The sequence below is a fragment of the Marinimicrobium sp. C6131 genome (assembly GCF_026153455.1).
Lineage (GTDB): Bacteria > Pseudomonadota > Gammaproteobacteria > Pseudomonadales > Cellvibrionaceae > Marinimicrobium.
Map to the genome: position 1 here is coordinate 2,662,635 of NZ_CP110629.1, position 24,680 is coordinate 2,687,314.

At 59.6% G+C, this 24,680-nt stretch carries 24 protein-coding genes; 8 read left to right on the forward strand and 16 right to left on the reverse strand.

All coding sequences use genetic code 11. The features are described 5' to 3' along the window. Positions 1–4: 4 nt before the first annotated feature. From OOT55_RS11530 to OOT55_RS11575, 10 genes are all read right to left on the reverse strand, one after another. A complete protein-coding gene (locus OOT55_RS11530; protein WP_265366018.1) occupies positions 5–631 on the reverse strand; it encodes an energy transducer TonB in 627 nt (208 codons plus the stop codon). Between the two features lie 6 nt (positions 632–637). After that, positions 638–1,042 (reverse strand): ExbD/TolR family protein, encoded by a 405-nt coding sequence (locus OOT55_RS11535; RefSeq protein ID WP_265366019.1) that lies wholly within the window; start codon positions 1,040–1,042, stop codon positions 638–640. A 41-nt stretch (positions 1,043–1,083) separates the two neighbouring features. Next, positions 1,084–1,611 (reverse strand): MotA/TolQ/ExbB proton channel family protein, encoded by a 528-nt coding sequence (locus tag OOT55_RS11540; protein WP_024461373.1) that lies wholly within the window; start codon positions 1,609–1,611, stop codon positions 1,084–1,086. 10 nt (positions 1,612–1,621) lie between these two features. After that, a complete protein-coding gene (locus OOT55_RS11545) occupies positions 1,622–3,007 on the reverse strand; it encodes a MotA/TolQ/ExbB proton channel family protein (RefSeq protein ID WP_265366020.1) in 1,386 nt (461 codons plus the stop codon). After that, positions 3,004–3,786 (reverse strand): DUF3450 domain-containing protein, encoded by a 783-nt coding sequence (locus OOT55_RS11550; protein ID WP_265366021.1) that lies wholly within the window; start codon positions 3,784–3,786, stop codon positions 3,004–3,006. The genes OOT55_RS11545 and OOT55_RS11550 overlap by 4 nt, the downstream gene beginning before the upstream one ends. Positions 3,787–4,063: 277 nt before the next feature. After that, on the reverse strand, positions 4,064–4,564 hold the full coding sequence (locus OOT55_RS11555; protein ID WP_265366022.1) for a dihydrofolate reductase: 501 nt from the start codon (positions 4,562–4,564) through the stop codon (positions 4,064–4,066). A 31-nt stretch (positions 4,565–4,595) separates the two neighbouring features. Continuing rightward, a complete protein-coding gene (locus OOT55_RS11560; protein WP_265366023.1) occupies positions 4,596–5,435 on the reverse strand; it encodes a thymidylate synthase in 840 nt (279 codons plus the stop codon). A 32-nt stretch (positions 5,436–5,467) separates the two neighbouring features. Continuing rightward, positions 5,468–6,301, reverse strand: coding sequence for a prolipoprotein diacylglyceryl transferase (gene lgt / locus OOT55_RS11565; RefSeq protein WP_265366024.1), 834 nt, complete (start codon positions 6,299–6,301; stop codon positions 5,468–5,470). Between the two features lie 102 nt (positions 6,302–6,403). Then, positions 6,404–8,668, reverse strand: coding sequence for a phosphoenolpyruvate--protein phosphotransferase (gene ptsP, locus OOT55_RS11570; RefSeq protein WP_265366025.1), 2,265 nt, complete (start codon positions 8,666–8,668; stop codon positions 6,404–6,406). Continuing rightward, entirely contained in the window at positions 8,662–9,189 is a 528-nt protein-coding gene (locus OOT55_RS11575; RefSeq protein ID WP_265366026.1) for an RNA pyrophosphohydrolase, read from the reverse strand. Before OOT55_RS11575 ends, ptsP begins: the two co-directional genes overlap by 7 nt. Positions 9,190–9,338: 149 nt before the next feature. Here OOT55_RS11575 and OOT55_RS11580 point away from each other — a divergent pair, with 149 nt between their 5' ends. Genes OOT55_RS11580 through OOT55_RS11590 form a run of 3 tightly spaced genes read left to right on the forward strand, consistent with a single transcriptional unit; the run spans position 9,339 to position 13,058 of the window. Then, entirely contained in the window at positions 9,339–9,995 is a 657-nt protein-coding gene (locus OOT55_RS11580) for an HAD family hydrolase (RefSeq protein ID WP_265366027.1), read from the forward strand. Further along, a complete protein-coding gene (locus OOT55_RS11585) occupies positions 9,968–11,137 on the forward strand; it encodes an imelysin family protein (RefSeq protein WP_265366028.1) in 1,170 nt (389 codons plus the stop codon). The genes OOT55_RS11580 and OOT55_RS11585 overlap by 28 nt, the downstream gene beginning before the upstream one ends. 37 nt (positions 11,138–11,174) lie before the next feature. Beyond that, positions 11,175–13,058 carry a diguanylate cyclase domain-containing protein gene (locus tag OOT55_RS11590; RefSeq protein ID WP_265366029.1) on the forward strand — a complete coding sequence of 628 codons (1,884 nt, stop codon included), beginning with the start codon at positions 11,175–11,177 and terminating at the stop codon, positions 13,056–13,058. On the opposite strand, the gene OOT55_RS11595 is transcribed toward OOT55_RS11590, so the two are convergent. Beyond that, positions 13,052–14,167: a histone deacetylase gene (locus tag OOT55_RS11595; RefSeq protein WP_265366030.1), complete on the reverse strand. Its 1,116-nt coding sequence runs from the start codon at positions 14,165–14,167 to the stop codon at positions 13,052–13,054. The genes OOT55_RS11590 and OOT55_RS11595 overlap by 7 nt on opposite strands. Positions 14,168–14,563: 396 nt before the next feature. Here OOT55_RS11595 and OOT55_RS11600 point away from each other — a divergent pair, with 396 nt between their 5' ends. The 3 genes from OOT55_RS11600 to OOT55_RS11610 are packed head-to-tail and all read left to right on the forward strand — an operon-like array spanning position 14,564 to position 17,633. Next, positions 14,564–15,616: an isopenicillin N synthase family dioxygenase gene (locus OOT55_RS11600; RefSeq protein WP_265366031.1), complete on the forward strand. Its 1,053-nt coding sequence runs from the start codon at positions 14,564–14,566 to the stop codon at positions 15,614–15,616. Then, positions 15,613–16,545 carry a hypothetical protein gene (locus OOT55_RS11605; RefSeq protein WP_265366032.1) on the forward strand — a complete coding sequence of 311 codons (933 nt, stop codon included), beginning with the start codon at positions 15,613–15,615 and terminating at the stop codon, positions 16,543–16,545. Before OOT55_RS11600 ends, OOT55_RS11605 begins: the two co-directional genes overlap by 4 nt. 20 nt (positions 16,546–16,565) lie before the next feature. Next, entirely contained in the window at positions 16,566–17,633 is a 1,068-nt protein-coding gene (locus OOT55_RS11610; protein ID WP_265366033.1) for a putative urea ABC transporter substrate-binding protein, read from the forward strand. Between the two features lie 48 nt (positions 17,634–17,681). On the opposite strand, the gene OOT55_RS11615 is transcribed toward OOT55_RS11610, so the two are convergent. After that, positions 17,682–18,287 carry a TetR/AcrR family transcriptional regulator gene (locus OOT55_RS11615; RefSeq protein WP_265366034.1) on the reverse strand — a complete coding sequence of 202 codons (606 nt, stop codon included), beginning with the start codon at positions 18,285–18,287 and terminating at the stop codon, positions 17,682–17,684. A 117-nt stretch (positions 18,288–18,404) separates the two neighbouring features. Between OOT55_RS11615 and OOT55_RS11620 the strand changes: the two genes are divergently transcribed. Then, positions 18,405–19,304, forward strand: coding sequence for a DUF1853 family protein (locus tag OOT55_RS11620; protein WP_265366035.1), 900 nt, complete (start codon positions 18,405–18,407; stop codon positions 19,302–19,304). A gap of 10 nt (positions 19,305–19,314) precedes the next feature. On the opposite strand, the gene OOT55_RS11625 is transcribed toward OOT55_RS11620, so the two are convergent. Genes OOT55_RS11625 through OOT55_RS11635 form a run of 3 tightly spaced genes read right to left on the reverse strand, consistent with a single transcriptional unit; the run spans position 19,315 to position 21,715 of the window. Further along, entirely contained in the window at positions 19,315–20,253 is a 939-nt protein-coding gene (locus OOT55_RS11625) for a biotin-dependent carboxyltransferase family protein (RefSeq protein WP_265366036.1), read from the reverse strand. Continuing rightward, positions 20,246–20,938, reverse strand: coding sequence for a 5-oxoprolinase subunit PxpB (pxpB, locus tag OOT55_RS11630; protein WP_265366037.1), 693 nt, complete (start codon positions 20,936–20,938; stop codon positions 20,246–20,248). The genes OOT55_RS11625 and pxpB overlap by 8 nt, the downstream gene beginning before the upstream one ends. Positions 20,939–20,941: 3 nt before the next feature. Continuing rightward, the gene (locus OOT55_RS11635) at positions 20,942–21,715 is read right to left on the reverse strand and encodes a 5-oxoprolinase subunit PxpA (protein WP_265366038.1); all 774 of its coding nucleotides are present in this window, start codon (positions 21,713–21,715) and stop codon (positions 20,942–20,944) included. 194 nt (positions 21,716–21,909) lie between these two features. On the opposite strand from OOT55_RS11635, the gene OOT55_RS11640 reads away from it, so the two are divergent. Beyond that, positions 21,910–24,336: a glycoside hydrolase family 88 protein gene (locus OOT55_RS11640; RefSeq protein ID WP_265366039.1), complete on the forward strand. Its 2,427-nt coding sequence runs from the start codon at positions 21,910–21,912 to the stop codon at positions 24,334–24,336. A gap of 3 nt (positions 24,337–24,339) precedes the next feature. On the opposite strand, the gene OOT55_RS11645 is transcribed toward OOT55_RS11640, so the two are convergent. Then, complete coding sequence (locus OOT55_RS11645) at positions 24,340–24,606, reverse strand: hypothetical protein (RefSeq protein WP_265366040.1); 267 nt, start codon at positions 24,604–24,606, stop codon at positions 24,340–24,342. Between the last annotated feature and the right edge of the window lie 74 nt (positions 24,607–24,680).

Sequence of the window (24,680 nt, forward strand, 5' to 3'; positions counted from 1 at the left end):
CAACCTACTCGTCCGCCAGTTCAAAGACGAAACGATAGCTAACACCGGCCACTTCCACCGGCTCGCCGTCTACCGTCCGCGGACGGAATTTGAAACGCTCTGCAGCGCGAATCGCCGCACGGTTGAAGATGCTGGTCTCGCGACCTTCCGTATCCACAGCATCCACCACCACCACGTCACGGGTCGAACCGTTAGTGGTCACGGTAAAGCTCACCGTCACAAAGCCTTCGATTCCACGCTGAGCCGCACGACGCGGATACTCGGGTGCCACGGCCACGATCGGCATGTATTCACCGTCACCAGAGAAGTTGCCACCGGTGCCCATGTTCATATCCAGCCCCATACTCGGAGCCGCCATGTTCAAGGCACTTGCATCAACGTCCGGAGAGTCGAACTCGGGCTCCGGAATATCCGGCGGAGGCTCATTGGGATCCTCCGGTTTTTCCGGCTTGGCCGCCTCGTACTGCGTCTCAATCTCCGTATCCGGCATATGGATATCGGCGATTTTACGGTCTTCCGGCTCTTCGTCCTGACCAAGGTCGGAGTTGATCAAGGACTGCATCAAAAACAGCAGGGCCACCGTTACGACGACCGATAACCCCCCCGCGATACCTACTCTTGCAAAATTCATAGCAGCCTAGTTCTCTTCAGTGGAGACAGCGACGTTGGTAATACCCAGCTCGCGTGCGGATTCTGTAATGGCAATAACAAACTCCATATCCGCGCCCTGATCCGCCTGGATAACCACTGTCCCTTGCGGGTTTTCAGCCTGCAAGCGCTCGATTTGAGCCCGGACACCACGCTTGTCCACCTGCTGTTTGTCGATCCAGATTTCGTTATTTTCGTTAACGGCAATCAGAATCGCAGCTTCTTCCTTAGGATCCGCTGTGGTCGCTTCAGGACGATTGACTTCAATCCCCGTCTCTTTAATGAATGTAGCAGTCACGATGAAGAAGATCAGCATGATGAACACCACATCGAGCATGGGCGTCAAGTCAATGGCCTGAGCTTCTTCTTCGGCTTTCTGATTGTTCCTGCTCATGGGATATCTCTTAAATACCGGGTTTAAACTGGGTGTTCGCCTTAGTGATCCATCGTCAGGTGATCGGCAAACAGGTGATTTTCGCGATCGGCAATCCGCTCAAGATAGGTGTTGGCAAACAGGCCGGAAAGGGCCGCCACCATACCCGCCATGGTCGGAATTGTTGCCCGCGATACGCCGCCGGCCATCTGTTTGGCGTCGCCGCCGCCCGTCATCGCCAGGACGTTAAACACCTCGATCATACCGGTCACGGTTCCGAGCAGACCCAACAGAGGACACAGACTTACCATGGTGGCAATCATGTCCATGTTGGTGTTGATCTTCTCGGAGATTCGGGAAATCATCGCCTCACGAATTTGGTGGGCATTCCACGATTTCCGCTCACTACGGCTTTCCCACTGATCCAGTGCCGCCTGGACATCGCTTTTCAGACCACCTTTGAAGTACCAGACCCTCTCAAAAATGAGGGTCCACATCAGGAAGGTTAGGATGGCGATGAGCACAAGCACACCGCCCCCTTGATCCAAAAAGGCTTTAATGGCTGCAAACGCTTCCATTATTGCCGTCATGGTCTATCTCCTACTTATTGCGCTCGGAGTTCTCGGCAACAATGCCGGTAGTCTGCTCATCCAGAATGTGGATGATGCGCTTGGCGCGACCGTTAACGATGGTGTGCAGCAATACTGTCGGGATTGCCACTACCAGACCCAGAACGGTTGTGATCAGAGCGGAGGAGATACCGCCTGCCATGTTCTTCGGATCGCCCGCACCAAAGATGGTGATTGCCTGGAAGGTCAGGATCATACCCACTACGGTACCCAACAGACCCATCAGCGGTGCAACGGCAGCAATGATCTTCAACAGAGCCAGGCCGCTTTCGATCTTCGGACGCTCTTTCAGAACGGCTTCTTCAAGCTTCAGTTCCAGAGTCTCGGGATCAACGCCTTTGTTGTCCTCTGCCACTTGCAGTACACGACCCAGCGGGTTGTTGGCACTCGGCGTGCTGGACTTCAACTGAGAGGTCACTTTGGCACTGACCGCACTCAGTACGATGATCCGCCAGATACCCAGCAGGAAGCCGAACACACCCACAGCGGTGATGACGTAGCCTACGCCGCCGCCCTGGTGCCAGCGCTCACCCCAGGTGGGGCTGTCGATCAGCGCGGTCAGCAGTGAACCGCCGGTCGGGCCAGTCGGGTCGATGCCCACGCGAACGAGGCCAGAGTCGGCCGCTTGCAGGTTGGCTGCCGCGTCCTGAATGTTGCCAGCAGGCTGACGAGCCAGCTGTTCCATCTTGGCGCCGTCGGGGATAAAGGCCAGATACTTGCCTTCGGACACCAGGTTGTAGGCACCGATACGGACCACTTCCTGATCGACCTTGTCGCCATTGGGCTTGATCACTTCGCCATTGAACTTGACGATGCGACCACTCTCGACCATCTGACGCTGCACCTCGTACCACAGACGCTCGATTTCCTCGATGCTGGGCAGACGAGTGTTGCTGTTCATTTTGTCGATCAGGCCGTCAAGAAACTCGCCCCGGTTCGGGTACTGAGCGCTGATGATTGAGGTATTGATCGTGGAACGCAGGTCGCCCGCGGTTGAGGTCAGGTGACCGAACAGTTCGCGCAGAGAACCCAGACGCTCGTTCAACTGGTTGCGTTTGGCATCCACTTCGAGCTCTTGCTCGTCGTAGCGGGCTTCCAGTGTTTCGGAACGGTTTTCTTCCTGGGCACGGGTTTCACGAGCTTCATTCAGCAGTTGTTGCTGCTGACCGCGCTCCTGACGGAAACGCGCTTCGCGTTCGCGGTGTTCCTGGGACTCATTGACGCGCGATTCACGCACCATCTCCAGCAGCTCGTCGAGCGAACCCGCTTTATCATCATCTTGGGCCAGAGCGACATTGGCACTCAGCAGGCCCGCTGTCAGGGCAACCAGAGAGCCCTTCAAAAACGTCATCTTCATTGTGCTGCCTCCGGAGCCTGAACGGGTAACATCATGATGTCCTGGCTTGCCTGGTCACGGGCAATGCGCAGACCCTTGAGAATGTGATTCCGATAGGAATCATCGAGCGGAACCCAGGCTTCCTGTTCTTTGTCCCAGGCGCCCTGCTGCTCGGTATCTGTGGTCTGATACATGAGGGAAATACGGCCAACGCGCAGAATGTTCACTTCGCGTTCCTGGCCATCCACTTCCAGCGAGTCGCGATAGGTGTCGAGGAAACGACCGTACTCGGACTCGATGCGGTAGGCTTCCAGAACCTGACGGAATTTCTCAGCTACCGAGATATCGGCACGGTCCTGATTGTCTCGCAGCATCTGGATTCGGGCACGGCGCTCTTCCAGATGGAAGGGCATGTCCAGCTCAACGAACTGCTCCAGTGCATCCAGCATGTTCATAACCAGCGGCTGAATCTGACGCTCGATTACGGTCACCTGCTCGATGGACTGATCGAGGTCACGCAGCACGCGCTGCTGCGCTTCGATCTGGCGCTCCAACTGGAGATTGTAGGTACGCAGACCTTCAATTTCCTTGTTTACCACCTTGAACTGCTGCAGCAGATCGTCGGTTTCCTGGGCCAGGCGGTCGATCCGCTGTTGAGATTCCTGGGCCATCGCGGTTTTGGCCTCACCGACCTGGAGAATCTGCTCCAGGGTTTCATCTGCCACGGCAACGCTACCCATTAGCGCGCCGGCAGAAAGCGCGGTGGTCAGAGCCACGGCTTTCAATCGCTGCTTTTTCATATTTCCCCCAACTCGGGTGCTTGCATCAGATGAGTTTGCGACAGGCAGCTGCCACACAACACGTTATCCACACAGTGCCTTCAAAAGGCTGGCAAAAACCTCTACGAGGCAGCCAAGAACGCAGCATTGTAATAAGAGGCTTACTTCACATTCAATGCTTTAGGGAAACCGTTTCCCAAGTGAGTAGATTGGTATCACCTCGGTAACAAATTGTCCCTCAGACTGTCTGTTTTCAGTAACACCTGCTCAAAGTTTAACCAACGCCGTCATGCTGTCATCAAACGGTAATACGATCATACCGTTGAAAGACGTGCCCCACCGAGGCGTTATCCGCCCCGGGCTGCTCGTCAGCGAGGTGCCACTCTTCGCCACTGAGTGTCGGAAAGTGGGCATCCCCTTCCACCTCCAGGTCGACCCGGGTCAAATAGACCCGATCAGCCAGAGGTAAACTTTGGCGGTAAATCTGCTCTCCGCCCATAACCATGATTTCCGGAGCATCCGGCTGCTCCCGGCGGGCCAACTCAATCGCGGCCTCGATACTCGTCACCCAGCGCAGAGCCGGGTCCGACTGCTCTCGCGACTGCCGGCTCACCACGATGTTAAGCCGTCCCGGCAGGGCGCGACCGATGGACTCATGGGTCTTGCGCCCCATGATGACCGGCTTGCCCAAAGTGATCGCTTTGAAATACTTCAGGTCGTCTGGCAGATGCCAGGGCAACTCATTATTCCGGCCAATCACGCCATTGCGCGCGGCCGCCACTATTAAGGCCACAGTCATACGTCAAGGTTCCCCTTTTCTGTGACGGACATCACACCGCAATCGGCGCCTTGATCCTCGGGTGGGGGTCGTACCCCTCAAACCGGAAATCATCCAGTTCGTAGTCAAACACCGAGTCCGGGCGGCGCCCGATGACCAATGTCGGCAGAGGCCGGGGTTCGCGGCGCAATTGCTCGTAGACAATATCGTCGGTCAGGTGATTGTGATAGAGATGGCAGTCTCCAAAGGTATGGACAAAGTCCCCCACCGCCAGATCACACTGTTGGGCGATCATGTGGGTCAGCAGGGCGTAGCTGGCGATATTGAAGGGTACCCCCAGAAACAGGTCGGCACTGCGCTGGTACAGCTGGCACGAAAGTCGGCCGTCCGCCACGTAGAACTGAAACAGGGTGTGGCAGGCCGCCAGAGCCATACGCCCCTGCTCGGCATTCTGCTGGGGACTGAGGGACTCATCCGGCAGGTCGGCCGGATTCCAGGCGCTGACGATCAGACGTCGGGAGTTGGGATTGGTGCGGATCTGCTCGATGACCTCACTGATCTGATCGATGGTACGGCCATCCGGACAGGCCCAACTGCGCCACTGCTTTCCATACACCGGCCCCAGGTCGCCCTTCGTGGTGGCCCATTCATTCCAGATTTTACAGCCACGCTCCTGCAGCCAGGTAACGTCAGTGCGACCCTGCAGAAACCAGAGGAGCTCGACGATGACACTTTTCAGGTGCACGGTCTTGGTGGTGACCAACGGGAACCCCTCAGACAGATCGAACCGAAGCTGCCGCCCGAACACCGACCGGGTGCCCGTTCCCGTCCGGTCCCCGCGATCCAGACCGTTGTCGATGACATCGCGCATCAGCGCCAAATACTGTTGCATGTTGAATTACCTGATACCGAAAACGTTCGAACTCAGCGCCCCGACTGCCTGCGCCTGGCCTGCTGCTGCCAACTCCACACCAGCACCCCGATGCCGAGAATGAGCATCGGCAAGGAGAGCAACTGGCCGCGGGTGACCCAGCCAAACAGATCAAAACTGATGTGCTGGTCCGGCTCGCGGAAAAATTCGGCAAAGATCCGGAAGCAGGCGTATAGCACCAGAAATAGCCCGGCCACCGCTCCACGTGGTCGGGGTTTTGATGAATACCAGTAAAGCACGGTAAAAAGCACCAACCCCTCCAGCGTCGCCTGATACAACTGAGAGGGGTGCCGTGCAATGCCCTCAGGATCCTTGGGAAAGACCATCGCCCAGGGGACATCCGCCGCGCGCCCCCAGAGTTCCTGGCCAATAAAGTTGCCCAGGCGCCCCAGCCCGAGACCAATAGGGACGAGCGGTGCAACAAAATCCGTCAACGCCAGGAATGACACTTTGGTTCGCCAGGCGAACAGGGCCAGCGCCACAATGACCCCAAGCAACCCGCCGTGGAAGGACATACCCCCTTCCCAGACCCGAAACAGCCAGACGGGATCACTCAGCCAATAATTGAAATGGTAGAAGAACACATAGCCAAAGCGTCCCCCCAGAATCACCCCGAACGCCACATAGGTCGTGAGATTCTCCACCTGGGAGCGCTGTACCACCGTATGGGGGAAGCCCGCCCGGCGCAGCGCCAGCAGCCAGGCACCGGCAAAGCCCAGCAGGTACATCAGGCCGTACCAGTGAATATCCAGCGGACCATAGGACTGGCCGGCAAACTCAAAGGGGCCAATACTCACGGCCACCGGGTCAATTTCGGGGTATTTCATAAGCCTTGATTATCGCGGTCAGTGGACGGGGAGACATTTCAATGCGGCGGAATACTACCACTGTTGAGTGACGAACACAGCGTCAACGCCTGACAAAGGCGATCAATCGTCCGAGCTGGCGGGGCGAATCAGGCGCGTCGCGCCGAGATCGCGCAGTGTGTCATCCACCCGCTGGCGGATCTGATCGGCGTCGGGCAAGGTCATCACCTCAGAGAGCAGCGCGCGGGCCTGCTCCAGACTGATATTGCGAATGACCGACTTCACCTTGGGCAGATTGGTAGCGTTCATCGACAGTACGTCATAGCCCATGGCCATCAGAAGAATGGCAGCGCCCGGATCGCCAGCCAGCTCGCCACAGATGCCCACACTGACACCCTCGACATGACCATCATCGACCACGCTGCGCAGCGCCCGCAGCACCGCCGGGTGGAAGGCCTGGTAGACATCGGCGACCCGGGCGTTATTTCGGTCCACGGCCAGCAGGTATTGAGTCAGGTCGTTGCTACCCACCGACAGGAAGTCCACCCGGGCCGAGAGCTCCCGGGCCTGATAGACCGCTGAGGGTACTTCGATCATCACCCCGATCGGCGGCAGTTTGACCGAGTGGCCCTCTTCCAGCAATTCATTGAAGGCCCGATAGATCAATACCTTGGCCGCCTCCAACTCGGGCACGCTGGTAATCATCGGCAGCAGAATCCGCAGATTATCCAGCCCCTCGCTGGCCTTGATCATGGCGCGAATCTGGGCCAGAAAAATTTCCGGATGATCCAGGGTCACCCGAATACCGCGCCAGCCCAGGAAGGGGTTCGCCTCTTCGATGGGGAAATAGGGCAGCGCCTTGTCGCCACCGATATCCAGGGTCCGCATAGTGACGGTGTGAGGCGCAAACGCCGATAGCTGCTCCTGATAGATGGAGCGCTGCTCCTCTTCGCTCGGGAAACGGTCGCGCAGCAAGAAGGGTACTTCCGTGCGATACAGGCCGACCCCTTCGGCGCCACGCTCCAGGGAGCGGACCACATCAGTCATCAGGCCCGTGTTCACCCACAGCGGCAAGCGGTAGTGATCGGTGGTTTCACAGGGCAGATCTTTCAGCGCTTCCAGGCCTTTGACCAACTCCTGCTCTTCGAGGTAAATCGCCTTGTAGTGTTTGCGCAGCTCCGGCCCCGGGTCGGTGTACACCGTACCCTTGTAGCCATCGACGATCATGGTTCGCCCGTCGACCTGGGTGTAGGGCAGATCCACGGCCGCCATCACCGTGGGGATATCCATGGCCCGGGCGAGGATGGCCACGTGGGAGTTACTTGAGCCCTGCACCGAGACCAGGCCGGCCAACTTGTCTTTGGGGATCTCGCCAAGCATGGAGGCGGTCAGTTCTTCCCCCACCAGAACGGTCTGATCGGGATAAATCCGGCACTTCTGATTGGACTCCTGCAGGTATGCAAGCACTCGCCGACCCAGGTCCCTCAGGTCCGTTGCCCGCTCCCTGAGATAAGCGTCACTCATACTGCTGAAGGTGCGCTCGTGCTCCAGAATCACATCAGCCCAGGCCGAGGGAGCCGCAGTCCCCTGACGGATTCGTTCGGTGACCTCTTTGCCCAGAGAGGCATCGTTGAGCATCGCCAGGTAGGCATCAAAGAGCGCCTGCTCTTCCCGATTCAGCCGGGTTTTTAACTGCTCTCCAAGCCCCTTGATATCTTCCCGCACTGCCTGCAGGCACTTCTGAAAGAACGCCAGTTCCGCATCCACGTCGGTGCAGGTTTTATAGGGCACCGAGCGCAGATCCGCTGGCGGTGTGATCACCACCGCCTCGCCCATGGCAATCCCGGAGGCGCCGGACACTCCGGCAAACTTGGCCTGCGCCGCCTTTTCGCCAATAGCCACCATCACCCCGGTCGCCTCGGCATGAGCGATCACCCCGGCCAGCTGGGCCGACATGGTAACCAGGAAGGCTTCATCTCCCTCATCGAACCGGCGCCGCTCCACTTGCTGGACAACCAGTACCCCGAGCACTTTGCGGTGGTGGATAATGGGAACGCCCAGGAAAGAGCTGAAGCGCTCCTCGCCGGTTTCAGGGAAGTATTGATAGCTGGGGTGAGTTTCCGCCTGTTCGAGGTTGATGGGCTCTTCCCGGGTGACCACCCGCCCGACCAGACCTTCGCCACCTTTCAGCCGCACCCGACCCACCGCATCGGCGTTGAGACCCTCAGTGGCCATCAGCACATAATCTCCTTCAGGGCCGCGCAGATACACCGAGCACACCTCGGTTTTCATGGCGGTTTTGACCCGGGAGACGATAATGGCCAACGCGGTTTTGAGGTCCCGCGCCGCGTTGACCTCCTGGACGATGGAGCGCAGGGAATTCAGCATGTGCGGCTCGCCGGTGCACGGGCCGGGTCAAACCAGGCGGCCTCGAGTTGACTGTGGTAGGGGGAGAGCTCCTTGAGTGCCCGGCGGTAAACCTCTCGTTTGAAAGCAACCACTTTGGCCAGCGGGTACCAGTAGCTGACCCAGCTCCAGTCATCGAACTCAGCGCGGCCGCCGTTTTCCAGGCAGATCCGGCTCTCGGGAGATTTCAGGCGCAACAGAAACCACTTCTGCTTCTGACCCAGGCAGAGCGGCTGGGAGTTGTGGCGCACCAATCGACTCGGCAGGCGATAACGCAACCAGCCGCGGGTGCAGGCCAGCACTTCCACATCGGCCCGGGTCAGTCCTATCTCTTCCTGCAGTTCACGGTACAGCGCCTGTTCAGGGGACTCCCCTTCATGAATCCCGCCTTGAGGGAACTGCCAGGCATCCTGTCCCCCAACACGCCGCGCCCAGAGCAGTTGGCCCTGGTCATTGGTCAATACAATGCCCACGTTGGGGCGAAAACCTTCGGCGTCTATCACGGGATTCAGCCAATCCTTATTTCAATCGTTATAAAAGTGGTTCGGCCTATTGTTCCATAAAGTCATTGCGCTCAGCAATTGGCGCGGTTGAGCCCGGCCTGTGGAGCGGCTATGCTTAGCGGCTTCGACCAAGCAACCGCAGGTAACCCGTGAGTCTCGCAATTTTTGACCTGGACAACACCCTCATCGCCGGTGACAGCGACCACCGCTGGGGCGAATTTCTGATCCACAAGGCGCTGGTCGACCCCGGGGAGTACAAGTCCCGCAACGACGACTTCTACCGCGCCTATCAGGACGGCAGCCTGGACATTCACGAGTACCTTGGCTTTTCCCTGGCGCCTTTTGCGTCCCTGAGCGATCAACAGATTGCCGAACTGCAGCGCGAATTCCTGTCCGAGTGGATTGAGCCTCTGATGCTGGATAAGGCGCAGACACTGATTCAGAAGCACCGGGAGCAGGGCCATCAGTTGCTGATCATCACCGCCACCAACAATGTGGTCACCACCCCCATTGCAGAGCGTCTGGGTATTCCCCATTTGCTGGCCAGCGAGGCCGAACGCGGTCCCGACGGTTACACCGGACGCCCCACCGGCATTCCCTGCTTTCAGGGTGGCAAGGTCACCCGCCTGAAGGAATGGCTGAAACAGTATCCTCATGCACTGGAAGAGGCCCACTTCTACAGTGACTCGGCCAACGACCTGCCGCTGCTGGAGTCAGTCGGCTACCCCATTGCCGTTGACCCTGATCCGCGCCTGACCCGCGCCGCGCAGGAGCGTCAATGGCCCATCATCAGCCTGAGGGACTGACCATGCGGCATACCAACAGCCTCCTGCTGGTAAGTGCTCTGTTGATACAGGGCTGTGATCCCGGCCCGCAAGCCCCGACCAGCGGGCCCGATGAAACTCCCGGCGCCACACAGAGTATTACCACACCCGACCCGGCATTGGCTGACAGCACGCTGGCGGCCTGGCAGCAGGGCAGTGTATGGCTGAGCGAAGCGCGCACCGCCTGCGCTGACATGCATGAGCGGCTCGACACGTTTCTCGCCCAACCGGATGAGGACACCCTCGCGGCGACCCGGGAGGCCTGGCACCACTGCCACACCCGCTGGCATCACCTGGAGCCACTGCTGACCCTGGGCGAAAGCAGCCCGGGCCTGTTCGGCGACTTGCGCGAGATCGCCTTTCAGGTGGACGCCCACCCCATCCAGCCCGGTTACCTGGATGGTCTGGAAAACTACCCCTACAGCGGCATCGTCAATGACATCACCGTCTCCATCAACGCCCAGACCCTGCGCGAGCAACACGGCCTGACCGATGAGGCCGATGTCGCCCTGGGCCTGCACGCCCTGGAGTTCCTGCTCTGGGATGAACAGGGCGATCGGCCGATCAGTGACTTTGAAGCTCGCACCAGCGCTGGCGACGACCCGATGAATGCCGAGCGAACCGTCGATCAGTTGCCCAACAACCGTCGCCGCGCTCTGGTGCGCCTGATCAGCCAGCTACTGCAGGATGACCTGACTATGCTGGCGCAACACTGGCAGTCCTCCAACGGGCGGCTACCCGCCACTTACCGACAGCTCAGCCCGGCCAGTCGCCTGCCCCTGCTCAGCGATGCCCTTCGTGTGCTGTTGCAAGAACGCCTGCCCGGGGAACTGGCTCGACTGGAAACGCCCGAGCAGGCCCACAACGCCTTCGCCGGTCAGTCGCTGAGCGTCGTGCTCAGTGCCATATCGGGAATCGATCAGTTAATGAACGCGGGCGATCCGCCCATGGCACAGTGGTTGATCCCCGAAGCGGAGGGCACTGACTGGCAGACGCAATGGCAGGCACTGAACCAGACTCTGAGTGACACTGACCGCGTCGATAGCCAAGATCTGAGCGAGCAACTCCGGGCTCTGGGACAACCTCTGAGCACGGCTACCCCCGAGCTGATGCCAGCCCCGTAAACGCTACAACCCGGACCTCACGGAAAGGAGGGATCTGATGATCAGACGCCGATGGCTGCTGAGCCTGCCATTGCTGCTATGTTCGCTGCTCGCCACGTCCGCTACGGGCGGCGACCGGCACGGCACCCTGTCCATCGCGCCAGGGCAGGACACCTATTCCTTGACCGGCAGGATCCTCGTGCTCGAGGTACCCAAAGGCAGCGAGCCCCCACTCTCAGACCTGCTGGCTGAAAACACCGGAGAATGGCAACCACTGACAACGCCAGCCCCCAACTTCAGTTTCAGCGACAGCACTTACTGGCTCAAGCTGCGTATCGCCAACCCCAATGACAACCCCCGACGCCTGATTCTTGACATCGCCCAACCCCTGCAGGATTACATCGACGCCTGGTGGGCGGTGGATGGTAACGTAACCCGCGAGTGGCACACCGGAGATCGCCGCCCACTCAGCGACCGACCTTTCCGCTATCGGGGCTTTGCCCTGTCATTGCCGCTGAGCCCCGGCCAGAGCGGCACCCTGCTGGTCCGCCTGGACAGCCACGACGGTCTGTACGATGCCCTGCCGCTGACCCTCAGCACCGACGCCGCCTTTTTCAAGCGTCATGATGTGGAATCACTCGGATTCGGCTTTTATTACGGGGCCATCACCATCCTGCTGCTCTACAACCTGATTGTCGGTCTGGTCAGTCGCGAGCGGAACTTTGTTCTCTACAGTATTTACCTGTTCTTTTTCCTCAGCTGGAATCTCGCCTTCCGCGGTTATCTGGGCATCAGCCTGCTGGCCAACTACCCCACACTGAATAATGTGGCCGTTGCCGTGCTGTCCTGCGGGCTATTTTTCTCTCTGATTGCCTTCACCCAGGGTTTTCTGAATCTCAAGGTCATCCTGCCCCGCACCAGCCGTCTGCTCTGGGGACTGAGCGCCGCACTGCTGGCTCCCACGGTACTGGCCATCATGGACGTGTATGCAACCACGTTTGCGATCCTGATTCCGATCGCCATCGTGATTCTTCTGATCGTGTTGTACGCCGGCACTCGCGCCTCTCTGCGCGGTTCGGTCTCCGCGCGCATCTTTCTGCTGGCCTGGAGTCTGTTGATCGCTGCGGCGCTCGCCTATTACGCCCGGGTATTTGGCCTGCTGCCCTCTAGCTGGTTGCTGGAAAATGCCCTCAACATCGGCTCACTGATCGAAGTGCTCGTGTTGTCCCTGGCCCTGGCGTACCGGATTAATGAACTCAAACAAAAGGACCTGCTCAGCCAGCGACAACTGATCGACCAGAAAGAACAACTGAATGCCGAACTACAACTGCGCGTGGAAAACAAAACCCGGGAGCTGCAAAGCCTGGCGGACAAACTGGAACAGGAGTCCATCACCGACGCCCTGACCGGCCTGCTCAATCGGCGCACCTTTTATCCCAGGCTGGAAAGCGAACTGCGCCGATTGCAGCGCGAACCCACCCAAACATTGTGCCTGACCCTGCTGGACCTGGATTACTTCAAGGCGCTGAACGACCACTACGGACACCCGGCGGGGGACCAGCTTCTGAAAGCCGTCGGCGATCTGTTGCAACACCACTGGAAGCGGTCGGGCGACGCCGTGTTCCGGCTGGGCGGTGAGGAGTTCGCCATTTTGTTTTACACCCGGAACCTGCACACGGTCACCGAACGCCTGGAGGAATTCAAGCAGGCCCTGAAAACCATCCCCCTCCCCGGAACGCCGCTCCCCACAGAGGGCGTGCCGAGACAACTGACCGCGTCGCTCGGCGTCGGGCTGGTCAGCGCCCTGTACAGCCTGAGCCCGGATGAGCTTTACGCAATGGCCGACCGGGCGCTGTACGCGGGCAAGGATCGTGGCCGGGACTGCATTCACTACTGCTCCGCCACCGACCGTACCCCCCGGCCCCGGCTGGAGCATCACTGACTGTCATCACCCTGCGGCAGCAGAAAGGCTGGCGCGTGATACGCGATGGCCGCTTCCGCCTCGGCCAAGCCGCACGCGGTGGGCTCTGGCACCTCGCCGCCGGCCATCACTTTGAGCACCGAATGGACACCGCGCGAGAGCGACTCCAGGTTGTAGCCACCCTCAAGCACCATCACCAGACGTCCGTGACAGTGTTCGCCCGCCAACTCCTGCAGGACGCCGGTCATGGCCGCAAAGCCCTCGTACGACACGTTCAGAGCCAGATCGAACCCATGGGCATCAAACCCCGCTGACACCAGAATGAGGTCCGGCTTGAAGCCGGCAACTGCCGGGGCCAGCAGTTCACGCAGAATTTTCAGGTACACCTGATCCCCCGTTCCCGCCGGAATCGGCACGTTGACGGTGGTGCCTTCGCCCATCCCGGCGCCAACCTCCTCCAGCGCTCCCGAACCGGGATAAAATGGCGCGGCCCGGTGAATGTCGAAGAACAGCACATCAGGATCGGCATAAAAAATGTCCTGGGTACCGTTGCCATGATGGGCATCCCAATCCAGAATCAACACCCGTTCGCAGCCCAATGCCGATTGAGCGTGAGCGGCGGCCACTGCAACGTTGTTGAACAGACAGAAGCCCCGGGCACGCACAGGCTGGGCGTGATGGCCCGGCGGACGGACCAGCGCAAACGCCCGGTGTGCCGCGCCATGGAACACCGCCTCCACCGCCGCAATGGCGGTCCCGGCCGCCACTTCGGCCGCTTCGACACTGCCCGGCGAAACCGCCGTGGTATCCATATCCAGCCAGGCGTTCTTGCCACGCAAGGCATAAATGTCCTGTAAATAAGCGCTGGTGTGCACCCGCAACAACTCTTCATAGGTGGCGGTCCGCCCACCGGCGAGGCGAACGCCCGGAATCGGCTCCTGAGCCAACAACTCGAGAATCGAGCGTACCCGCCCAGGATGCTCCGGATAGCGCCACTGGACATTCAGACCGGACAGAATCTGTCGCACCCGCTTATCCAGCCGGCTGGGCAAAAATGCCGCGTTGGTATCCGGCTCATGGGCCAGCACCCGTTCGTCATAACACACCACTACCTCTGGAGCCTCACTCATTCTCCCTCCACCATTCATCCACCCGCGGTTCCCCTGAGCATATACCAGTACGACCGGCTTCGCTTTGACCCAAAAGATACCGTCACGGTCACCCCGTTGCTCCACGCCGGTGCACCCGTTGGAGCCGCCTTGCCTGCGGACCGGAAACCCGTTCCCGGGCGCTGCATGAAAATCCCTTTCAGATCAGCCACTTCGACTCCAAAGCCGGCGACTGGTACGGATTCTGCAACGAACCCGGCAGGACCGTTTGATCTCCAGCGATCAGGCACGGACCGGGACGTCCGCCTTCATCATTGAGTGATGCCATTACGCCCGGGACGACCCGGACGGCCGAGGAGGGCCGGATTACCATCTGGACGACCAGATACCTTGAGTACAAACCGAGAGGTAATCCAGATGACATCGGGCAAAGTATCAAATAATCCGCACACCGCCTTTCAGACGCTGCCGGTGGTCAATGTCTCGGGCCTGGGCTCAAGCGACCCGGGCCAGCGCCAGGCCGCCGCCGAGCAACTGGGTCAGGCGGCCCGCGATGCCGGCTTTCTGTACGTGGTCGGTCACGGTATCCCCGCCGACTACACCGAGCGACTGATCGCCCGGACCAAAGCGTACTTCGCCTTGCCCTACGCCGAAAAAATGCGTCATTACATCGGCCACTCCGTCAACCACAGCGGCTACGTCCCGGAGGGTGAGGAGCGCTTCTACGGTGCCAAGAGCGTCGACAAAAAAGAAGCCTACGACATTGGCTACGATATGCTCGAGCCGGCCCATCGCCGCCCGATGCTGGGCCCCAACCAGTGGCCGGACATGCCCGGCTTCAAAGAAGACATCTTGCCCTACTACCAATCGGTGCTCGCCCTCGGGCACCAATTGTTTCGGGGCTTTGCGCTGGCGCTCGGCCTCGCCGAAGACACCTTCACCCAACACATCCGTCGCCCGCCCAGCCAATTGCGCCTGATTCACTACCCGTACAACCCGGACCTGCCGCCGGACACCCCGGGCATTGGCGCCCACACCGACTACGAGTGTTTCACCATTCTGAAGCCGACCGCTCCGGGACTCGAAGTGCTCAATGGCGCGGGCGAGTGGATTGATGTTCCGCTACTGGACAATGCCTTTGTGATCAATATAGGCGACATGATGGAAGCACTCAGCAACGGCGCTTTCGTCGCTACCTCACACCGGGTACGCAAAGTCGCCGAGGAGCGCTACTCCTTCCCCATGTTCTGCAACCTGGATTACGACACGGTCATCGAGCCACTTCCCGACCTGGTCAGCGAAAACAATCCGCCACGCTATGCCCCCCTGATCGCCGGGGAACACCTCTATGCGCAAACCATTCAGACGTTCGAATACCTGAAGCAGCGACTGGCGCAGGGTGAACTGGAATTGCCCGCCGGCGCCAAGGGCCTGTCTTCCTTCGGCAAGAAATTGGGGGAAACCGCATGACGCTGCAGGAACTGCTCGAACGTCACGTGCGGCCTGCCGCTTCGGGAGTACCGGACTGGATGCTGGGCTGCTTTCGCCGTCGGTGCATCAGCTTCGCCAATGGCGAGTCCGACAACCAGACCATTGTGTACTGGTTCCAGAGCCGCAATACCACCATCGACTTGCGTCTGCCTGTCGCAGGGCAGCAAGTGCCCGCGAAAGCCCTGAGTGAATACAGTCCCACGGAACTGCAGACTCTTGCCAACTATGAAGGTTGGGAGGCGCAATCACAGTGGGACGGTGAGCGCATGAGCTGGTTCGACGAGACCGCGTTGCAGACTCACAACCGCTGGCCGGAACCGGCCGAACTCAAACGTATTGGCAACTGCATGATCGAGTTCGCACCGAGTGGCGCCTATGTGGAGGACTGGCGTGCGCAACCGACGCAGGCCGGTCCGCTGATCGGCCTGCGTCTCATTGACCAGCGCAACCTGGACACCGGCGAGTGCATTCATCGCGGCGGCGGGCTGATTGTCGCAGGCGATCACGCGGCGCTGGTGCTCGGTCGGCCGGATTCGTTGTCGGGAGAATCGGCATTGCGCGAGCAGATTGGTTCCGCCGACCCGCTGTCACTCAAACGCCTGCTTCAATTTGAAACCTCCGTCGCTCAGGGCTCACTGACCGAGGGCTACACCATTGAACACAGTACCCGACCGGAACGGGTCGACCAATGGCTTTGGCCCACCACCGACGTTGACTGGTCCATTAAGGACCGGGAGGTGCGCCAGCAATTCACCCTCGATGGTGCCACCCATGAGCGTCGCTTTCGAGTGGACACTCTCGAGGCGCATTTCCCGTTCGATTTACACACGCCCTGGCCGGCAGACGCCCGTGCCTGGTTCGGCCGCGAAGCCGCCACCCTGACCCGTTACACCCGTCTTCTTGATTAGAAACCCACCGGAGAAACACCATGACCCTTCGCATCCTGAAAACCCTGACTCTGACTGCACTGCTGTCGCTGTCCGCCATTTTTGCCCACGCTCAGGAAGAGCCGAAAAAGTTCACGCTCGCCTGGTCCATTTATGTGGGCTGGATGCCCTGGTACTACATCAACGAAACCGGCCTGATGGATAAATGGGCCGAGAAGTACGGTATTGAAGTCGAGCTGGTACAGATCAACGACTACATCGAGCCGATCAACATGTACACGGCCGGGCGCTTCGATGGCGCCACCATGACCAACATGGACCTGCTCACCATTCCGGCCGCCTCCGGCGTCGACACCACCGCGCTGATCACCGGTGACTACTCCAATGGCAACGACGCCGTGGTGCTCAAGGACCGCGACAGTCTGAAAGACATCAAGGGCATGGATGTCTATCTATTGGAGCTGTCGGTCTCTCACTACACGTTGGCCCGGGCGTTGGACTCGGTGGGTCTGACCGAGCGCGACATCAACGTCATCAACACCTCCGATGCCGATATCGCCAGCGCTTTTAACGATCCGGCGGTGCAGGCCAGTACCCTGTGGAACCCGCAGTTGGCCGAAGTGATGAAACATCCGAAAGCCAACAAGGTATTTGACTCGACCCAGATTCCCGGTGAAATTCTCGACATAATGGCGGTCCGCACGGAAACCCTGGAAGCCAACCCCGAGCTGGGCAAAGCGGTCACCGGTGCCTGGTTTGAAGCCATGGCAATCATGAGTTCCGATACCCCGGAAGGTCGCGCGGCCAAGCAGATGATGGCCGAAGCTTCAGGCACCGATCTGGCTGGCTATCAGTTGCAACTGGACGCCACCGAACTGTTCTACACCCCGCAACAGAAACTGGCGTTCGCCACCAGCGAGCAACTGGCTGAAACCATGTCTTTCGTTACCGAATTTTCTTTTCGCCACGGTCTGTTGGGCGACGGCGCTCCGTCCGCCGATTACATCGGAATCGAACTGCCCAACGGCGACATCTGGGGCAACAAAGACAATGTGAAAATGCGCTTTAACAATGAGTTTGTGGAAATGGCGGCGGAGGGGAAACTGTAAAGGCCGGCGGTAAAGGATGAGCCCCGGGGACGGCACTGACCCGGGAGGTCAGTGCCGAACGCGGTAGCCATCAAGCAGAGCGTTCACATCTTCCAGCAGGGGCTCTAAAGTCTGGTCGGCCACATGCCGTTGGGCAAAGGTGCGCAAGCCCATTATCTGCACCTGAATCAGACGCGCCAGCCGCTCGCAATCGACATCGGCGCGCAACTCGCCCTCACGTTGGGCGCGCTTGAGCAGATCCTCAAAAATTTCCTCGATGTCGGCCAACAATTCATTGACCCGGCTCCCGAGAGGCTCATCTTCCTCGGTCACCTCCAGCAGCGTTTTCACAATCATGCAAGCTCGCGCCGGAGGCTCGGACGCGGGGGAATCACCCATGACCATATGGCGTAAAAACGCCTGCAGGGCATTCATGGGGGACTGGGACGCCTGGAGTTGCTCGTCCAACTGTTTGAGCAGATCCGAAGCGTATACATCCAGTGCCTCCAGAAACAACGACTGCTTGCTGCCAAAGGCGGCATAGAGACTCCCGGGGCGCATATCCAGCGCCAGCTCCAGTTGTTTGAGCGAGGTGCCGTGATACCCTCGGGCCCAGAACAGCGATACCGCCTTGTCCAGCGCGGTTTTACGATCGTACTTGGCAGCTCTTGGCATGGCGCATACCTCGGGTCTTCAGGGGCGTGGCCCCCATTTGACCACAGTTCAGGCTGCGTCTCAAAAGTAAAACCGGGGTCAAGGGTAAAACCCGAGCAACTGGGATACACTGTGTCCATGGACAGCCCCCTTCCCGCAACGCGCTATTCATTGAGCACCCTGCGCCACCTCGCCTGGCTGCTGGGCGCGCCACCGCTCTGGCAGGACGCCTGGCGCTGGCACCTGTCACCCACTGAACAGACCCGCATCCGCACGACGCTGGACCGCTGGGCCGCCCATCCGGAAGCGGGCCCCGCCTTCCTCACCGAAACCGCTCCGCCGCGCCTCGGCCTGTATTTCGAGCGTCTCTACGACTGTCTGATGACCGAGCTGTTGGGCTGGGAAAAAGTGATCAACAACCTGCCGATTCGGGGGCAGGGACGAACACTGGGAGAGTTGGATTTTATCTTCCGAAACCCCGCTACCGGCGCACTTGAACACCACGAAATCGCGGTAAAATTCTACCTGGGCCATCCGGCCCCCGATGGGATTGAGCCGCTCTGGTACGGCCCCAACGCCCGGGACAGACTGGACTTGAAAACCCGCCACCTACGGGAGCATCAGAGTCGGCTGACCCACCGACCGGAAACCGTGGAGGCATTACGTTTACTGGGAATCGACACCCCGCGCATCACTCGGGTGATCATGCCCGGCTATCTGTTCTATCCCTGGCAGGAAGATTACCCCGCCCCGGTTCAGGCACCGCCAGACCATTTGCGTGGGTACTGGTTGTATCTGGACGACATTGAGCCGGTAGATACCCGTCACTGGGTGCCATTGAAAAAGCCCCACTGGCTGGGCCCCTGGATGCAACCTATGCCGCCGGAAGCCCGGCTTACACAGGCCTCATTCGCGCAGATTCGCGAGAGAGAAACGCCTCGCCTGTTCTCCGCCTTGGCGCTGGACCGGGAGTCCGGTTATTGGGTGGAACGCGACCGCTTTTTCGTGATGCCCAGCGCTTGGCCCGACATCACCTGAAACGTCACAATCACGACTCGTGCATAAATCGCAAAAACCGGACGTAGTCCTGGCTCCCCTCCCATGAAGCTGGGGTAAACCGGACCGGTTGACCGGGCTGGCGCTGGGCCAACGCAAAGGCATCCAAGGGGTGAGCCGTCCCCAGCTTGGGGTAGCCACCGATGGTCTGACGGTCTTTGAGCAGAATGATGGGCTGACCGCTGGGAGGCACCTGGATGGCACCGAAGGGGATACCTTCGGAGACAATGCCACCCACGGTCGGATGCAGCGTCGGCCCGGCCAGGCGGACACCCATACGATCACTGTGGGTGGATACCCGGTACTCACTGGCATAAAACCGGTTCATCTCAGCGTCGTCAAACAGGGTCCGCTGCTGATCTTCCAGCACCCGCACGGTCAGCGGTTTGGTGTAATCGGGAATAAAGCGCGGTGGCACGCGGCGTAACATTCTCCGTTCGCCAGCGGCACAGGGCAGGCAGTCGCCCTCCTGCAGCGGGCGCCCCCGGCCGTCGATTCCACCCATCTGCTCGCGCACAACCGTCGCGACCGATCCGAACGTGGGCGAAATCACGAATCCGCCCGCCACCGCGAGGTACGCACGAACACCGCTGCGGGGAAACCCGAATTGCAACCGATCGCCCACCTCGACGCTATGGGTCTGCCAGTTGGCCAATGCCACACCATTACAGCTTGCCTGCAGGTCAGCGCCGGTCAGGGCGATGCGGGTGGACTTCTGTACCTCCAATATCAGCCCACCCAGCGTGATTTCCAGAGCGGGGCTATTGGGTGAATTGTCCAGGAGTTTATTGGCCCAGAGAAACGCTCGTTCATCCGCGGCCCCTCCGGGGGTCAGGCCCAGGTGTTGGTAGCCGAATCGCCCCAGATCCTGCAGCAGCGTCAGCATTCCGGGCTTGATCACGGTCAATCCTGAAATGGGACGATCAGTCATCCAGCCGGCCTCCCTGCGCCAGAAACTCGTCCCGGCTGATGGACAAAAACCGCACCCGATCGCCCGGTGCGACCGGGCACAAGTTGTCCCGGTCAGGGTCGAACATTCTGAGCGCCGTGCGCCCAAGCAGATTCCAGCCGCCCGGGGTGTTCACCGGGTACACCGCCGTCTGCCGGTCTGCCAGCGCCACTGAGCCAACCGGCACGGCCGGCCGGGGGCTGTCCAGACGCGGCGTGGCCAACTCGTCCGCCACCTCCCCCAGATAGGCAAAGCCCGGCGCAAAACCGATGGTATACACCGTGTATTCCCGTGCAGTATGAAGGCGAACAACCTCATCGATCGTAATTTGATGGTGAGCGGCCACCCGCTCCAGATCCGGTCCCACCGAGGGATGGTAGTACACCGGAATCTCAACCAGACATCCGGCGTCGGAAGGAGCCATGAGCCGTTCGCTCAGTACCGATTCAATGGCGGGACAAAGGCTATCAAATGATTCGTATCGCGGATCAAAACAGACCATCAACGTGGTGTATGAAGGTACCAGGTCTCGCACACGGCCGGTCAACCGGCTGGCCAGACGATCCGTGGCCGCGCGAATCCGGGGCACCAAAGCGGGATCAATGCGATCACCAAAACGCAGCAGGAGGCAGTCTGGTCCGGCAGGTTCCAGTGTGAAGTCCGACACCCCTCAGGCCTCCCGGTACCAGCCATCCAGCGCCTCTCGAATACGACGCACGGACTGCACCGATTCGTCGTTATCGCCGTGCACACACAGTGTGGAGGCATCGAGGGTCAGCGTTTTGCCCTCCAGTGTCTCCACCTGGCCACTGGTGGCCAGCCTGAGAGCCTGCGCCACAATGATGTCAGGATCATCGTGGACAGCCCCGGGAACGGACCGCGGCACCAGAAACCCATGTTCGTCATAGGCCCGGTCCGCAAACGCCTCAAACCACAGACGCACACCGAACTCATCGGCCACTTTCCCCACCGCTTCGTTATCGGCGGTGGCCAATACCATCAACGGCAAGGAGGCATCGTAGGTTGCCACCGATTCCAACACAGCGCGCAATACCGACTCATGGCGCATCATATCGTTGTAGAGAGCGCCGTGGGGTTTCACATGAGAGAGCTTCATTCCATGCACTTTCGCAATACCGGCAAGAGCGCCAATCTGATAGTGCATCAGTGAAACAATCTCCAAGGGACTGCACTGCATGCTGCGCCGCCCGAAGCCCTGCAAATCCGGGTAACTCGGGTGCGCGCCAATGCTGACCCCGGCCTGCTTGGCCAGCAGCACCGTGCGAGTCATGGTGACCGGGTCCGAGGCGTGAAAGCCACAGGCGATATTGGCCAGGTCCACCAGCGGCATGACGTCCTCATCCCGCCCCATGGTCCAGGGGCCGAAGCTTTCTCCCATGTCGCAGTTGAGCAGTAGCCGGTTGTGCGATTGGCCGAATGTCATAGAGGCCTCTCCAAGCGTCAGTCGTTGCACGAGTTTACCCTAATGACCGGAATCGGTTCGAGGGCGTGTTGGGAAGCGGAGCGCCGGGGGCCCTACCGCCACCACGTATATCGTATTGTCCTACAATCAGTGCTAGCATTCTTGCTGCGTAAAAACGGCATAAACAATAAAACGAGAGAATGGAGAACAACTGCATGAGACTCCTTGCACGCGCCCTATCGCTATGCACATTACTGCTGGCCGCTGGCTGTCAGCATACAACGGAACCCCAGTCTCCGGAGCTCACATCCGAGTCGGTCAAAAACCTGACCCGAAAAGTGGCCGACTGGCAGATCGAGCATTTCGAGGAGCAGGGTAAATACCGCGCCCTGCCCCAGGACCCACCGGACTGGGCCAACCGGGAGCAATATCACGACCTTGAGTGGCACAACGGTGCGCTCTACGCGGGCATGAACCAGTGGCGCAAAATCGCCGACGATCCCAAGTACACCGAGTGGTTGAAAATGATCGGCGAGCGCAACGACTGGGCACTGCACCGGCGCCCCTACCATGCCGATGACCATGTAGTGGGCCAGTTTTATCTGTCGCTGTACGAGGACTTCAATGATCCCGAGATGCTGGAACCGACCAGAGAGCGGTTTAACTGGATACTAGAGAACCCGAAAACCGGCACCCTGGACTGGAATGCCGAAAACACCCACGCTCACGACCGCTGGGGCTGGTGCGATGCCCTGTTTATGGCGCCCCCGGTGTGGGCCCGGCTGGCGAAAGTCACCGGCGAGGAAAAGTACCTGGACTTCATGCACCAGGAATACCTCGCTACCCATGACCTGCTGTGGAGCGAAGAGGATCAACTGTTCTTCCGGGATTCCAGCTTCTTCGATCAACGCGAAAAAAACGGCGAGAATATTTACTGGTCCAGAGGCAATGGCTGGGTGTTCGCCGGTCTGGCCCTGATGATTCCCGATCTGCCTCGAGACTGGGAGGAGCGCGATTTCTATCTTGATCTCTACCAAAAAATGGCCCGCAAGATCCGCTCCATCCAGCGTGACGATGGCACCTGGTCCATGGGTCTGCTCGGCGACCCAGAGCACTACCCGATCAAGGAAACCAGTGGCACCGCCTTTTTCACCTTTGGTCTGGCCTGGGGCATCAATGAAGGAATTCTCGATCGGGACACCTATCAACCGGTGGTACTGAACGCCTGGCAGGCACTGGCCGATGCAGTGACCGATGAAGGCCTGTTGGGGCATGTGCAACCGGTCGGCGCCGAACCGGGAGAGTCTTTCCCGGATTACACCGAAGTCTATGGCGTCGGTGCCTTTCTGGCCGCGGGCTCCGAAGTCTACAAGCTGCTTGAGTCACAGGAAACGGCCAAAAATCAAGCCGCCAAACCCACCATTCAGACCTTTATGCACAACAGCGGCTGGTGCTGGTTTCAGGACCCGCGCGCCATCATCCACGACGGGCAGTTGATCATCGGCGGTGTGGCCGGCAACGGCATTGGCGATGCGGCGGTGGGCGTATACGACTTGGAAGACAACACCATTCTGGGCCGGACCAGTCTGCACAAACACTTTGACCACGACGATCACAATTCCCCGGCGTTTTTTGTCCGCCCGGACGACAGTCTGCTGGCTGTGTACGCCCGTCACAGCACCGAGAACAAACACTACTACCGCTTCTCCGATAGCGACGACTACCTGAGCTGGGGCGAAGAACACACACTGGAGAGCGGCGAGCCGGTTACCTATATGAACCTGTACGCTCTGGCCGCCGAAGACACTCTGTACAATTTCTACCGGGGCATTGAATGGAACCCCACCTTCGTCACCTCCAATGATGACGGCGCCACCTGGGGCGAGCCCGTTCACTTCATCAAAAGTGAGGTGGAAGGGCGCAACCGGCCCTACCCCCGCTACGCCAGCAACGGGCAGGACACCATCGCCGTTTCCTTTACCGACGCCCACCCACGGGTACACGGCACCAGTATTTACTACGCCGAGTTCCGGAACGGCAATTTCTACCAGGCCGACGGTAGCTTCATCAAGAATCTGAAGGAGGATGGACCGCTGAAGCCATCAGAGGCCGAGCGGATTTTCCAGGGCGGAGGTGGTGGCTTCCGGGGTCACGAACTCAGCGCCCACAACAGCGCCTGGACCAGCTCGATCGTACTGGACGAGCAGGGCCATCCCCATATCGGCTACTCCCTGTACCTGAGCAATAACGACCAGCGCTATCGCCTGGCGTCCTGGGACGGAGACCAGTGGATCGATCGCGAAGTCGCTCACGCCGGCAGCCGGCTATACGAGCGCGAGGCCAGCTACACCGGCCTGATCACGCTGGACCCTTCAGATCCGAGTCACGCGGTGATCTCGACCGATGTCCACCCGAGGACCGGGGAAGCGCTGGGCGGCAAGCATCAGATCTTTCGCGCGCATATTGGCAAGGGACAGCAAACCGCTGACATTCAGTGGGAACAGGTGACCGATGACCCAGCGCGCCACAACATCCGGCCCATGATCATTCCGCAGGAATCCCAGAGCGTCATTGCCTGGCAGCGCGGGCAATACACCACCTACACGGATTATTACCTGGATACCGTGGGCATTGTTTATTGATGACTAACGGGTTTTCCACATATTGGCCACGGCCTTGTCGCTTCCGAGAAGGCCCACCACCGCACAGACAATACTGCCCGCCAGAAAGACCACGGCGGGGATAAGGCCCCCCAGCACGGAAAACTTGATGGCTGCGAACAGGGAGCCCGACGCTATGACCAGAAACAGAACCGCCACCACATTCAGGATGGTGCGGTGCAAGGGCTTGTAAGCATAGCGCGCTTCGCCCTTTTCGAAGTGATTGAGAATCGGAGAAAACAGCTTTTTCATAGAACCCCCGCAAAGATTCAGGATTATAGAGCCATAGTCTCCGCCATTACCACCGCCAGCCCGGTCAACCCTGA

Bases quoted from the DNA above. Each gene is read 5' to 3' on its own strand.
- OOT55_RS11585 (WP_265366028.1), top strand. From the start codon at position 9,968: ATGGCCCATCATCAGCCTGAGGGACTGACCATGCGGCATACCAACAGC.
- OOT55_RS11550 (WP_265366021.1), bottom strand. From the start codon at position 3,786: ATGAAAAAGCAGCGATTGAAAGCCGTGGCTCTGACCACCGCGCTTTCT.
- OOT55_RS11545 (WP_265366020.1), bottom strand. From the start codon at position 3,007: ATGAAGATGACGTTTTTGAAGGGCTCTCTGGTTGCCCTGACAGCGGGC.
- OOT55_RS11605 (WP_265366032.1), top strand. From the start codon at position 15,613: ATGACGCTGCAGGAACTGCTCGAACGTCACGTGCGGCCTGCCGCTTCG.
- OOT55_RS11555 (WP_265366022.1), bottom strand. From the start codon at position 4,564: ATGACTGTGGCCTTAATAGTGGCGGCCGCGCGCAATGGCGTGATTGGC.
- OOT55_RS11610 (WP_265366033.1), top strand. From the start codon at position 16,566: ATGACCCTTCGCATCCTGAAAACCCTGACTCTGACTGCACTGCTGTCG.
- OOT55_RS11620 (WP_265366035.1), top strand. From the start codon at position 18,405: ATGGACAGCCCCCTTCCCGCAACGCGCTATTCATTGAGCACCCTGCGC.
- OOT55_RS11590 (WP_265366029.1), top strand. From the start codon at position 11,175: ATGATCAGACGCCGATGGCTGCTGAGCCTGCCATTGCTGCTATGTTCG.
- OOT55_RS11540 (WP_024461373.1), bottom strand. From the start codon at position 1,611: ATGACGGCAATAATGGAAGCGTTTGCAGCCATTAAAGCCTTTTTGGAT.
- ptsP (WP_265366025.1), bottom strand. From the start codon at position 8,668: ATGCTGAATTCCCTGCGCTCCATCGTCCAGGAGGTCAACGCGGCGCGG.
- OOT55_RS11615 (WP_265366034.1), bottom strand. From the start codon at position 18,287: ATGCCAAGAGCTGCCAAGTACGATCGTAAAACCGCGCTGGACAAGGCG.
- OOT55_RS11595 (WP_265366030.1), bottom strand. From the start codon at position 14,167: ATGAGTGAGGCTCCAGAGGTAGTGGTGTGTTATGACGAACGGGTGCTG.
- OOT55_RS11640 (WP_265366039.1), top strand. From the start codon at position 21,910: ATGAGACTCCTTGCACGCGCCCTATCGCTATGCACATTACTGCTGGCC.
- OOT55_RS11560 (WP_265366023.1), bottom strand. From the start codon at position 5,435: ATGCAACAGTATTTGGCGCTGATGCGCGATGTCATCGACAACGGTCTG.
- OOT55_RS11530 (WP_265366018.1), bottom strand. From the start codon at position 631: ATGAATTTTGCAAGAGTAGGTATCGCGGGGGGGTTATCGGTCGTCGTA.
- OOT55_RS11535 (WP_265366019.1), bottom strand. From the start codon at position 1,042: ATGAGCAGGAACAATCAGAAAGCCGAAGAAGAAGCTCAGGCCATTGAC.
- OOT55_RS11635 (WP_265366038.1), bottom strand. From the start codon at position 21,715: ATGACATTCGGCCAATCGCACAACCGGCTACTGCTCAACTGCGACATG.
- OOT55_RS11600 (WP_265366031.1), top strand. From the start codon at position 14,564: ATGACATCGGGCAAAGTATCAAATAATCCGCACACCGCCTTTCAGACG.
- OOT55_RS11625 (WP_265366036.1), bottom strand. From the start codon at position 20,253: ATGACTGATCGTCCCATTTCAGGATTGACCGTGATCAAGCCCGGAATG.
- OOT55_RS11645 (WP_265366040.1), bottom strand. From the start codon at position 24,606: ATGAAAAAGCTGTTTTCTCCGATTCTCAATCACTTCGAAAAGGGCGAA.
- lgt (WP_265366024.1), bottom strand. From the start codon at position 6,301: ATGAAATACCCCGAAATTGACCCGGTGGCCGTGAGTATTGGCCCCTTT.